The following is a 10,096-nucleotide window of genomic DNA, read 5'->3' on the forward strand; positions in this document are numbered from 1 at the left end:
GGATCTCAACAGCTTGACTTCTTCAACCCATTCTCTTAGTCTTAGGCTTAAAGTGACAGATCGGTCTTCTATGGGAAAAGGCGAGACAACAAAACTTGATATTCTGCAACAGGCAGCCCCGATCTTCAATCAACAAGGCTATGCGGGGGCTTCGATCGCCGCTATCATGCAAGCCGCAGGATTACAGAAAGGAAGAATCTACAACCACTTTGAGAGTAAAGAGCAATTAGCTCTGGAAACATTCAATTATTCGGTGCGTCTAGTGCGTCAACACTATGCAGCGGCATTATAAGGGTCATGATTCTGCACCTAGTCAACTACTTGCCTTTATGACCGTCTTTCAGCAGTTTTTTCGCGATCCTCCCATTCCTAGTGGCTGTCCGTTACTCAATACAGCGATCGAATCTGATGATGCCTTGCTGGGATTGCGAGAACAGGCAAGTCGAGAAATGAAACACTGGCACAGTTGGATTGTTCGCATCATCCGAAGAGGCATCAAACGCGGTGAAATGAATTCGACCGTCGATGCTAAGGCAGCCGCAACGCTATTGATTATCTGTTTAGAAGGCGGATTGATGTTGAGCAAACTCCATCACGATCCGATTCACTTGCAGCAAGCGATCGCCCACTTACGTTCCCTCTGCTTTGGGGCAATTCATCCCACGACTCAGCAATGCCCCTATTCAGCAACGCCAAAATTGGGTCATGCCGCATCTTGCCTGAACTCAAACAACTTGAGCACTTGAGCAATTGTACTATCTTCGATGACCCCAAAAAATACCCCGTCAACGCACCGGAAAGGCGGAATAATGAGGTTATTCGTGTGCGGCTAACCATATTTCCAAATTGCTGATTTCAGAAAAATCTAGCAACGCTTCACTGAGGTCTTCGAGAACGGGGAGCGGCAGACTGGAAAGGCGCGATCTTGTCTCTTCAGAGAGTTCCTGTCCGAGTCGCCGGGTTAAAAGACGGGTCAATAATGCGATCGTCTGTGTTTCCCGTCCTTCTTCTCGCCCTTGTTCTCGCCCTTGTTCTCGCCCTTGCTCCATCGCTTCCTGCCGTGCCGTCATCTCGATCGCATACCAATCTCGGTAAGCCTTCAAACTACTCTGATAGCTACGTTGCTCATCAGGCGAGAAGTTGGCAATCTCCGTCACCTCAAACAACTCCTCAAACACCTCCTCCTGCAACGATGGCGGCGGTGCATCTAGTTGAGCCAGATGCCGAAATAAAAATAACCACTTATCAAAATGACTTTCCAACTGCTCCAACGGTTTCTTGAACTTCGGTAACTCGATATAAATAAACTTGAGTTTCTCGTAAAACACGCGACAGTGCTGATCCTTCAGTTCCACAATGTGCAGCAACGTCTCTTCATGCTTGTGATCATCAAAGATAAAATCTAGTATGCCGACCGTGTAGACCGAGGTGAGTTCGTAGTTCCATTCGCCTTTTTCCGCTTGTTCTTGAATCGGAAAGCTGGCATAGTAAACGCTGCGGTCTTTGAAGAAATTCTGCTTTGCCTTTTGGATTTCGACGATGAAGCGATCGCCGTTCTGGGCTTCACAATAGATATCAAAGATCGCTTTACGGTCGATCGCTGTGTTGCCTGGCTTCTCTGAATTCTTGAACGTCAGATCGCGAATCTGATGGTATTTAGGCAGCAGCGTATTGAGAAAATCGATCAGCAAATGCTTGTTTGGCTCCGTACCAAAGACCCGCTTAAAACCAAAGTCGGTGAGTAAGCTGATATATCGGTCTGGTAGAGAAAACACCATAGGACTCAGGAGACAACAGGTCGATAGCTCTATTATAGAACCGATCTCAGGTGTGATCGATATCCAGTTTCCACACTGCATCACAACGGCTCAGATCGACAAATCGTTAAATCTGCATCTTTGCAAACGATTTTTCGCAAACAACACGGTACAATTGGGACTTATTTGCATTAAGCGCTTTCTTTCGCGATGACTTCAATTCTACCTAGAGTCTTCAAACCTGCCATTTCGCCTATATTAGGACTCGGTTTAGGTGCGATCGCATTACTCCTCGTTCTAATCTACAGTGTCACTCTTGGTGCAAGAGACATTCCATTAGCGACAATTTTGGGATCATTCACAACATTTGACAATTCATTCGATCATCTGGTGATCCAAACTGTGAGATTACCGCGATCGCTAATCGCAATGTCAGTCGGTGCTGCCCTCGCGGTTTCAGGTGCGTTAATGCAAGGCTTAACCCGTAATCCACTTGCGGAAACTGGAATTTTAGGGATTGAAGCAGGCGGAGCATTGGCGGTTGTAATTAGCTTGTTTCTGTTTGGTAGTTCCTCGTTAACGGTTTATGCGGGAGTTGCATTTTTGGGAGCCGCGATCGCAGCAATCCTCGTTTATTTTCTCGGTACTCTTGGACGAGGAGGCGCAACTCCGCTCAATTTGACGGTTGCAGGAGCCGCCATATCTGCGTTGATTTCTTCAATCACGACAGCAATTCTAATCGTCAGTCAGCGCACCTTTGAGGAGATTCGCTTTTGGTTGGCAGGATCACTCGCAGGGCGCGATTTTAGCTTGTTCTTGCAGGTCTTACCGTTTCTCGGTGCTGGATTGTTGATTGCATTTTTGCTGGGTCGTCAAATCACAACGATTAGTTTAGGGGAAGATGTTGCAACAAGTTTGGGACAGCAGACTGTTTGGATTAAGATCTTGACGGCAATTAGCATTGTTTTACTTGCAGGAAGTTCGGTTGCGATCGCAGGCCCGATTGGCTTTGTGGGTTTAGTCGTTCCTCATGTGGTGCGATTCTTTATCAAAACAGACTACCGCTGGATTTTGCCCTATTCAGCCGTACTTGGTGCAATTCTACTTTTAGTATCAGACATTGCAGCGCGCGTGTTATTAAAACCTCAAGAGCTTCCCGTTGGCGTAATGACTGCGATCGTCGGTGCGCCGTTCTTTGTCTATCTTGCAAAATCGAAGGTGAAAAAATGAGCGATTGGCGTTCTCCTATCCTTTCGTTTCGGCTCGATCAAAGAGTCCCTGCGATCGCGGCTTTCTTATTAGCAGTCGGATTTGCGGCGATTGTTCTCAATGTTGGACGAGGGGAATACCCGATCGCAGTTCTAGACATTGTAAAAACATTGTTCGGCGTTAATACAGGCAATCCTGATCATGCGTTTGTGATCCAGACATTACGCCTGCCTCGAACCCTGGTTGCCTTCATGGTGGGCGTTGCACTCTCGATTTCAGGAACTATCTTTCAAGGCTTAACCCGCAATGCACTCGCTGACCCTAGCATTATTGGCATCAATACTGGAGCTAGTCTTGCAGCCGTTTCGGTCATTGTCTTGTTTCCAGAGGCTCCAGTCTACGCGCTACCGTTTTCTGCCTTTGGAGGTGCGGCAGTGATGGCAGCCCTAATCTATGGATTGGCTTGGAATGGAGGTAGTTCACCGATTTTGTTGATTTTGATGGGGATTGGATTGTCTGCGATCGCGAGTGCTTTCACCAGTTTACTGATTACCTTTGGCTCAATTTACGATGTCAGTCAGGCTTTAGTGTGGTTAGCAGGCAGTGTTTACGGTCGGACTTGGGAACAAGTGGTTTCGTTTTTGCCCTGGCTGATTGTACTTGTGCCTGCTGCATTTGGGTTAGCAAGACATCTGAATGTACTGAACTTAGGAGAAGACATGGCGAAAGGATTGGGAAGCCGAGTCGAATGGCAGCGCGGATTGCTTGTAATGGTCGCAGTGGGGTTAGCAGGAGCATCAGTTGCAACTGCGGGCACGATCGGCTTTGTGGGTTTGATTGCACCTCATGTAGGACGGCAGATTGTTGGCAATCGACACGAGGGACTGTTGCCGATCTCAGCTTTGATCGGTGGCGTGTTAGTTGTACTCGCCGATTTTGTCGGTCGAACAGTGTTTGCGCCGATTGAGCTTCCCTGTGGAGTCATCACAGCCGCGATCGGTGCGCCGTTCTTTCTCTATTTGCTGATTCGCAATCGTCGATCTTTATATAGCAATCCTAAATGAGTCATGAACAGATTTTTGTCGCTCCGTTCCAGTCCGCTTCGCCCCCTTGTATCGGCTTTAGGAGGACATGACGTTTCTGAAAATTTGGCGCTTCATCACTCTCATTCTCAAAGACAGCAGGTCATAAGCTTTTACCCAATCTTGGTCAAGAGTTTCCCGTTCACGTCAATCTCTTCAGTCGTTTGTTGAAGGGTGCGTTTGCTTAATTCGTTCTGTAGGCTTTCGGGGTCATGCCTGTGAGTTGACGAAACTGTTGACTCAGATGACTATGGCTGCTGAACCCACAGGTCAAAGCAATATCTACGATCGAGCGATCTGTTTGTTTCAACAATTGCTTTGCTCGTTCTATTCTTTGTTGAAGTAAGTATTGATAGGGAGCCATGCCGATCGACTGCTTAAACAAATGGCTGAAGTGAAACTGACTCATCTCCAACAATTGGGCTAAATTGGCAAGTTGAATTTCTTGATGCAAATGGGCATCTACGTACTCTAGCACTTGCAAAAGTTGACGCTGGGGAAGTCCACCGACATAGACGGGAATCTGAGCTTGGGTAGTCGCATACTGTCTAAGTAAATGCACAGCTAGAACATTTGCCAGAGATTCAGCGTACAGCTTGCCACCTAGATTTTCTTGTTGCAGTTCAGTTAGCAGCATCCTGCCGATCGCTTCAATTTGCGGATCGCGAGTCCGAAATTCAAGGCGAAGTTGAAGCTGATCAGAATTACTCGCAAGGGTTTCTCTAGTAACGCGCTCAATGAAACGAGACGCAAGGCGAATTTTTAAGTAATGATCTTCTCCCTCCCAGCGATCATAAAACGGGGTCTTTGCAGGCGTAATGGAAATGTCGCCTTTTCCAAACCTCCCCTGACGAGTCTTGTCTCCCCTCGTTTGTAGCAAGTGAACTGGGCGAGCTGAAAGGGACAAACAGATAATATGCTCATGACTAGAATGACACGTTGTCTCACCGTTCGGATACTGATATTGATCAACCGAAATGTTTTCCCACCCCAGATTTTGGCTAGACAAGCGGGGCAAGCAAGGACTTTTAGGGAGCTGAGTAGGGGTTATCTTCATGATGCAAACCCAATTTGTATAGCTTCAATTGTATTCAGTTCTACAAAATTTTCCAGCAATATTCTAAAAATCGATCGCAAGATCCTGATACTGGCACAAGAATCCGATAGTCGGATGGAAAGCGTTTATCTAAACTAAAAAGGTGATGACTTAACTATGAGTCTTGCAAGGAGTTTTCAATGAATCACTGCGACTTTCATAACTTACGACACCAAAAGAGTGTAAAAGCTTTCTCTATTTCCAAGCGTCTGAAAAGAATGATGTTAGCGATCGCTGTCAAATTGAAGTCAGTTCTATCTTTGATTTGGAACCTTGCATCATCATTGAGTGAACCGCAAGTCCGACAGCGCCGCGATCGCTTTGGTCAAACCTACTTTCAGGTGTATGACCCCGCTACTCGTTGCTCTGCCAGTCTTCACTCAGAGCAAGAACTGCGTCAATGGTTAGAGCAACGATTTTATTGTCGTTAGACAGGTTGTTCGTTCGATTTGAAATCGTGATTGATCAGGAGAAAGTATGGCGCATCTATTACACATTGAAGCTAGAGCAGCTTATCAGCAGGCACTCGCGATCGTGAAACAGGAACCAGAGCGAAGGTTCCTTGAAAAACGCCTGCACGAATTGGGCTGAAAAAGTTTTTTGCGAGGCTGTCGATTTGTCGCTTCACCAAACGACTACTAGATGCAGGCGACAATTTCTGAGCAAATTTTGGAGGCAACCATGAAATTTATCTGTTTGGGATACATGGACGAGACCCAGTGGGTGATCTGTCTGAAGTCGAGCAAACAACACTTGTACTCAAGGGATGAATCACAGGGTAATGGGTAGGTTCGTCAGCTTCAGCTTTGAACCAAGAGATTTGTAGAATCCAACAAAGGAGAGCTATGAAAGTACGTAAAATGTTTGTATTTCCAGCCGCATTGCTTGTAGCATCATTATCTGCAATCATTTGTCAGAAAGCCCTTTCGGAGAAGGCTTACGGCGTTACTTTTTTGAGTGGTAGTGGACCAGTTTTTTCTGACTCTCTGAGACCAGGAAATCGTGTTGTGAGGGTTGACATTAGTAATCACAACAATCTAAATGTCGGATACGATTTAATTGATCAAGGAGACAAAACTGTTGTTGCAAATGGAACAATCAAAGATCAAGGCACTGTATCAAAAACCGCTACTACACTTGCAAGGCGTACATATAAGCTTCGTTTAAGATGCCAAGAACCACGCTGGAATAATACTAAGTGTAGTGCCAGCGGAAACGTAAATTGGTAAGGACAATCACTGGTCTTTTAATTAGTAGTGGGTAGAATCAACAATTTCGTGAGCGTGCAAATATGCCGATATCATGATTACGGATACTAACCATCTTTACCACAAACTAGAAGACCAGTACCTGCTTAACAAAAGTTGAACTCAACTCTTACTTTTGTTGACGTTTTGTAGGGCGTACAACGGTAAGCATGAAATTTGGTAATGCCTTGGTAACCTCGGTCTGCGACCCAAAGCTGTTCAATTTGAGTCGGAAGTTGCGAATCCTTGAATAGTCGGAAGTCATGCTGTCGTCCTTTGCCAAAGGTAGTGCAGACAATCATGCCGCTGAGATAGTCTACGACGACTTGCGCTTTGAGCGTGTGCCAGCGTTGCTTGCCGCTGTAGTAGCGTCGTTGTTTTTTTGGGCGTTCTATCGGACTCTCACTGACATCGACCAGTAGGATGTTCCATTCGGGTTCCGACGAGTACAGAGCTTTCTGACCCGGCAATCGGAACTCCCTGGACTGGATCAAAATGTTCTCAATCTTGCGAACAATGCGCTCCACGCTGGTCTCATGAATCCCCCCTAATCACTGCTCAGGATTCATGCAGGAGGTCTACTGATTCTAGTTCATCAACTGATGTGAAGGTGAAGCAATGCAGCAATGTTCGATTCGCGCAAAGCGCAACTCTGGCGGAACCGCTCAACAATATCATTTAGAAACCAATCGATTGTTTCTACGTCCACTCACTCGTGCAGATGTTCCTCCAATTCAAAACGCTGCAAGTATGCGTGCAGTTGCCGATACCATGATCTCGATTCCCCATCCTTATCCTGATGACGAAGCAGAGCGATACGTATCCAGACAAATTGCACAATTTGAAGCAGGGCAGTCTACCACATTTATCATTGAGCGCAAATCTGAAACAGCATTTTGCGGACTGATTGAGATTCGAGCTATTGAGCGAGAACATGCTCAGGCAGAACTGAGTTTTTGGTTAGCGATCGAAATGTGGGGACAAGGGTACATGAGCGAAGCATTAAAACCTGCGCTTCGTTTCGGGTTTGAAGCATTAGATCTTAATCGGCTCTATGCTTATCACCTAATGCGAAATCCAGCTTCAGGCAAAGTGCTCCAGAAGAATGGATTTACTCAAGAAGGGATACTCCGCCAACGAGTCCGAAAATGGGGAGTGTTTGAAGATGCGAAGTTATGGGCAATGCTTCGACAAGACTGGCAGGATGAAGATGAAACAGCGCATTGTTCTCCTCAAGTAGAGGTGAGTAATGTTCGTTCTCACTTACAAGCTCCAGCCAGCATCCGTTCTAGGACTTGCTGCATAACCTGAAGTTCTTCTTCGTTGAGGTGTGCGCCAAAATATTCTACGATCGCTTCAGAGTAGACAGACCACATCTGCTGCTGCATCGCTAATCCCGCTTCTGTTAGCACTGCATACGTCCCTCGTCGATCGTTGGGACATCGTTCTCGGTAGAGCAATCCAGCTTTTTCCATGCGATCGAGCAAATACGTCAGATTGCTTCGACTTAACAGTGCTTTTTCTGCGACCTCACTCAACCGTAAACAGTGATCTGGGGATTCTTTAAGCGTGAGCAGCACATCATACCAATCCATGCTGGGTAGTCCTGCTTGAGAGAACTTTTCGCCGATGCGATCGAGCAGTTTGGCATTCGCGGTAATAAAAAGCCGCCAAAGGGAGTTGCGTTGATTGTCCAGTTCCGGTTGAGAAGTCATACCAAGATTATCGCAAAAAAGTAGTTGAAATTTCAACTAAGGGGTGTTATCTTCAATTTAGTTGAAATTTCAATTATCCAAAATTGAAATACTTATAGGGTTAAAACGATGGCACTCAAATCGCCTCATTCTGCCTGCGAACCTCTGTTCAGTTTGAATCGATACGCTTCCAATCTGCTAGGGCTGTTGGCAATGATTGTGACTGTCGTGGCTTGGGCAATCGCTGCCAATGTTGCCAACAGCTTGTTTCTAGTTGGGGTCTCTCCCTTTGAGTTAGCGGGAGTCACCACGATGATCGCTACCTTCGGATTCGCGATTCTCGACAGCTTCTTTGGCAGAACGCAGGCTCAAAAACTCAACGGACGAGAGTTGGGATTAGGAATTGTTCGGGTGGGCTTAGTGGGTGCAGATTTCTTAGCGATTCAGCGCTTGCCAGTCGCGATCGCAATCGTCCTGCTCTATACTGCTTCGATCTGGGTCGTGCTGTGGACAGCTTTTAGTTCTCGAACTGCGCCTTCTCGATCTCTGTTAGTCGCACTGTTGTTGTCGGTGTTGGGAGTGATCTTAGTTTCTAACTTACTCACTAGCGATCGGCAACAGATCAACGGATTCGGTCTGGTTATCGGTTTATCGACAGCAGTTTTCTTTGCGGCTTACATCGTTCTGAGTGAGAATCTAAGTACAACTCGCGAACCGATCGGAGTGATGCTCAAAACTTCGGCAGTTGCCAGTCTCGTCTGGTTAGCGTATCAGTTCACTCAAGGATTTCCTAGCAGCCTGCTAACACCAGAGAATTTTCCTAAAGTGTTCTTCATCAGCATTGGCGGAACATTGTTACCCTACTTGCTGTTCTTCTGGTGTATTCAACGAGTTCAAGCAGAGCAAGCTGCGATCACAGCTACCCTTGAACCTGTCGCTGCGGCTGCACTGGCGTGGGTCTGGTTCGATCAATCCCTGACGTTGATGCAAATTACAGGTGGAGTTCTAATCGTGTTCGCTGTCACCTAGATGCAGTTTAAATCTTCAGGCTCAACTTTACTCAAGCATTAACTCTTTGTAAAACCTTCGAGGAGTTTGATCATGGCTCATCTTTTGCATCTCGATACCAGTCCGCGTGGAGAGCAATCCCATTCGCGATCGCTGGCTCAAGAATTTGTAGCAAAGTGGAGATTTTCTCATCCAGATGCAAGCATCACTTACCGGGATCTAGGGTTGAATCCGATTCCCTACATTGATGCTACTTGGATACAAGCAAAGTTCACATCACCAGAGCAATATACGCCAGAATTAGCAACTGCGATCGAACTTTCAGACAAACTGATTGATGAACTTTTTGCGGCAGATTACTATGTTCTCTCGGCTCCAATGTACAACTTCAGTATCCCAGCAGTGCTGAAATCCTACCTTGATCACATTATTCGACCAAGACGCACTTTTACAGTCAGTGCTAACGGATTTCAGGGATTAGTCACACACAAAAAGATGTTGGTGATCACGGCTCGCGGCAGTGATTTTCGCTCTGGCTCTGACCTTGCTGCATCGGATTTCCAAGAACCCTTTTTGAGAACAGCCTTTAACTTCATTGGGATTACAGAGATTGAGTTTGTCAATGCCAATGGATTGAGAACTGAATTACGAGAACAATCTCTCGTTGAGGCACGCGAGCAACTAAAAGCATTCGCAATGAGTTGGTAAGAAATAAAAGGAGTACAACCATGCCTTACGTCAATATCAGAATTACGCGAGAAGGAACAACGTCTGAGCAAAAAGCTGAACTGATTAAGGGAGTAACCGAGCTTCTCGTTCAGGTGTTGAATAAAGATCCAGCAATCACATTTGTGCTGATCGATGAGGTTGCGACTGAAGACTGGGGAGTCGCTGGAATGTCAGTTCAGGCGTTGCGGCAAACTCAGAATAACCAGGCTGAGAAACCTCGGGACTGTAAATTAGATTGTGTCAAAGGAAGAAATAAGATCTAATGAACTCATGA

At 46.2% G+C, this 10,096-nt stretch carries 14 protein-coding genes; 10 read left to right on the forward strand and 4 right to left on the reverse strand.

All coding sequences use genetic code 11. The features are described from left to right. The first annotated feature begins 70 nt into the window (after positions 1–70). Both ACJ2PR_RS23430 and ACJ2PR_RS23435 read left to right on the forward strand, forming a co-directional pair. Complete coding sequence (locus ACJ2PR_RS23430) at positions 71–292, forward strand: TetR family transcriptional regulator (protein WP_446868169.1); 222 nt, start codon at positions 71–73, stop codon at positions 290–292. Then, positions 276–746, forward strand: a complete 471-nt coding sequence (locus ACJ2PR_RS23435; protein ID WP_446868170.1) for a TetR family transcriptional regulator C-terminal domain-containing protein — start codon at positions 276–278, stop codon at positions 744–746. Before ACJ2PR_RS23430 ends, ACJ2PR_RS23435 begins: the two co-directional genes overlap by 17 nt. 69 nt (positions 747–815) lie before the next feature. Here ACJ2PR_RS23435 and ACJ2PR_RS23440 read toward each other — a convergent pair whose 3' ends face one another. Continuing rightward, complete coding sequence (locus tag ACJ2PR_RS23440) at positions 816–1,778, reverse strand: Rpn family recombination-promoting nuclease/putative transposase (RefSeq protein WP_446878761.1); 963 nt, start codon at positions 1,776–1,778, stop codon at positions 816–818. Between the two features lie 189 nt (positions 1,779–1,967). Between ACJ2PR_RS23440 and ACJ2PR_RS23445 the strand changes: the two genes are divergently transcribed. Beyond that, positions 1,968–2,987, forward strand: coding sequence for a FecCD family ABC transporter permease (locus ACJ2PR_RS23445; RefSeq protein WP_446878762.1), 1,020 nt, complete (start codon positions 1,968–1,970; stop codon positions 2,985–2,987). Then, positions 2,984–4,030 carry a FecCD family ABC transporter permease gene (locus ACJ2PR_RS23450; protein WP_446860319.1) on the forward strand — a complete coding sequence of 349 codons (1,047 nt, stop codon included), beginning with the start codon at positions 2,984–2,986 and terminating at the stop codon, positions 4,028–4,030. Before ACJ2PR_RS23445 ends, ACJ2PR_RS23450 begins: the two co-directional genes overlap by 4 nt. A 202-nt stretch (positions 4,031–4,232) precedes the next feature. On the opposite strand, the gene ACJ2PR_RS23455 is transcribed toward ACJ2PR_RS23450, so the two are convergent. Then, positions 4,233–4,928, reverse strand: coding sequence for a helix-turn-helix domain-containing protein (locus ACJ2PR_RS23455; RefSeq protein WP_446868174.1), 696 nt, complete (start codon positions 4,926–4,928; stop codon positions 4,233–4,235). A 500-nt stretch (positions 4,929–5,428) separates the two neighbouring features. On the opposite strand from ACJ2PR_RS23455, the gene ACJ2PR_RS23460 reads away from it, so the two are divergent. Both ACJ2PR_RS23460 and ACJ2PR_RS23465 read left to right on the forward strand, forming a co-directional pair. Then, positions 5,429–5,575, forward strand: coding sequence for a hypothetical protein (locus ACJ2PR_RS23460; RefSeq protein WP_446878763.1), 147 nt, complete (start codon positions 5,429–5,431; stop codon positions 5,573–5,575). A 414-nt stretch (positions 5,576–5,989) separates the two neighbouring features. Beyond that, on the forward strand, positions 5,990–6,373 hold the full coding sequence (locus ACJ2PR_RS23465; RefSeq protein ID WP_446868176.1) for a hypothetical protein: 384 nt from the start codon (positions 5,990–5,992) through the stop codon (positions 6,371–6,373). Positions 6,374–6,498: 125 nt separating this feature from the next. On the opposite strand, the gene ACJ2PR_RS23470 is transcribed toward ACJ2PR_RS23465, so the two are convergent. Continuing rightward, positions 6,499–6,918 carry a transposase family protein gene (locus tag ACJ2PR_RS23470; RefSeq protein ID WP_446860315.1) on the reverse strand — a complete coding sequence of 140 codons (420 nt, stop codon included), beginning with the start codon at positions 6,916–6,918 and terminating at the stop codon, positions 6,499–6,501. Positions 6,919–7,009: 91 nt separating this feature from the next. Here ACJ2PR_RS23470 and ACJ2PR_RS23475 point away from each other — a divergent pair, with 91 nt between their 5' ends. Beyond that, positions 7,010–7,702 carry a GNAT family N-acetyltransferase gene (locus tag ACJ2PR_RS23475; RefSeq protein ID WP_446878764.1) on the forward strand — a complete coding sequence of 231 codons (693 nt, stop codon included), beginning with the start codon at positions 7,010–7,012 and terminating at the stop codon, positions 7,700–7,702. Here ACJ2PR_RS23475 and ACJ2PR_RS23480 read toward each other — a convergent pair. Beyond that, positions 7,651–8,106, reverse strand: a complete 456-nt coding sequence (locus tag ACJ2PR_RS23480) for a MarR family winged helix-turn-helix transcriptional regulator (protein ID WP_446878765.1) — start codon at positions 8,104–8,106, stop codon at positions 7,651–7,653. The two genes, ACJ2PR_RS23475 and ACJ2PR_RS23480, sit on opposite strands and share 52 nt — an antisense overlap. 108 nt (positions 8,107–8,214) lie before the next feature. Between ACJ2PR_RS23480 and ACJ2PR_RS23485 the strand changes: the two genes are divergently transcribed. From ACJ2PR_RS23485 to ACJ2PR_RS23495, 3 genes are all read left to right on the forward strand, one after another. Next, positions 8,215–9,114 (forward strand): EamA family transporter, encoded by a 900-nt coding sequence (locus ACJ2PR_RS23485; protein ID WP_446878766.1) that lies wholly within the window; start codon positions 8,215–8,217, stop codon positions 9,112–9,114. A 72-nt stretch (positions 9,115–9,186) separates the two neighbouring features. Beyond that, complete coding sequence (locus ACJ2PR_RS23490) at positions 9,187–9,801, forward strand: FMN-dependent NADH-azoreductase (protein WP_446878767.1); 615 nt, start codon at positions 9,187–9,189, stop codon at positions 9,799–9,801. Between the two features lie 20 nt (positions 9,802–9,821). Next, a complete protein-coding gene (locus ACJ2PR_RS23495) occupies positions 9,822–10,085 on the forward strand; it encodes a tautomerase family protein (protein ID WP_446878768.1) in 264 nt (87 codons plus the stop codon). Positions 10,086–10,096 lie beyond the last annotated feature (11 nt).

It is taken from the genome of Phormidesmis sp. 146-33, assembly GCF_052939515.1.

What these genes read in the sequence shown, in the direction of transcription:
- ACJ2PR_RS23435 (WP_446868170.1), top strand. Translation starts at nt 276, where the DNA reads ATGCAGCGGCATTATAAGGGTCATGATTCTGCACCTAGTCAACTACTT.
- ACJ2PR_RS23495 (WP_446878768.1), top strand. Translation starts at nt 9,822, where the DNA reads ATGCCTTACGTCAATATCAGAATTACGCGAGAAGGAACAACGTCTGAG.
- ACJ2PR_RS23465 (WP_446868176.1), top strand. Translation starts at nt 5,990, where the DNA reads ATGAAAGTACGTAAAATGTTTGTATTTCCAGCCGCATTGCTTGTAGCA.
- ACJ2PR_RS23490 (WP_446878767.1), top strand. Translation starts at nt 9,187, where the DNA reads ATGGCTCATCTTTTGCATCTCGATACCAGTCCGCGTGGAGAGCAATCC.
- ACJ2PR_RS23480 (WP_446878765.1), bottom strand. Translation starts at nt 8,106, where the DNA reads ATGACTTCTCAACCGGAACTGGACAATCAACGCAACTCCCTTTGGCGG.
- ACJ2PR_RS23445 (WP_446878762.1), top strand. Translation starts at nt 1,968, where the DNA reads ATGACTTCAATTCTACCTAGAGTCTTCAAACCTGCCATTTCGCCTATA.
- ACJ2PR_RS23440 (WP_446878761.1), bottom strand. Translation starts at nt 1,778, where the DNA reads ATGGTGTTTTCTCTACCAGACCGATATATCAGCTTACTCACCGACTTT.
- ACJ2PR_RS23430 (WP_446868169.1), top strand. Translation starts at nt 71, where the DNA reads ATGGGAAAAGGCGAGACAACAAAACTTGATATTCTGCAACAGGCAGCC.
- ACJ2PR_RS23485 (WP_446878766.1), top strand. Translation starts at nt 8,215, where the DNA reads ATGGCACTCAAATCGCCTCATTCTGCCTGCGAACCTCTGTTCAGTTTG.
- ACJ2PR_RS23450 (WP_446860319.1), top strand. Translation starts at nt 2,984, where the DNA reads ATGAGCGATTGGCGTTCTCCTATCCTTTCGTTTCGGCTCGATCAAAGA.
- ACJ2PR_RS23475 (WP_446878764.1), top strand. Translation starts at nt 7,010, where the DNA reads ATGCAGCAATGTTCGATTCGCGCAAAGCGCAACTCTGGCGGAACCGCT.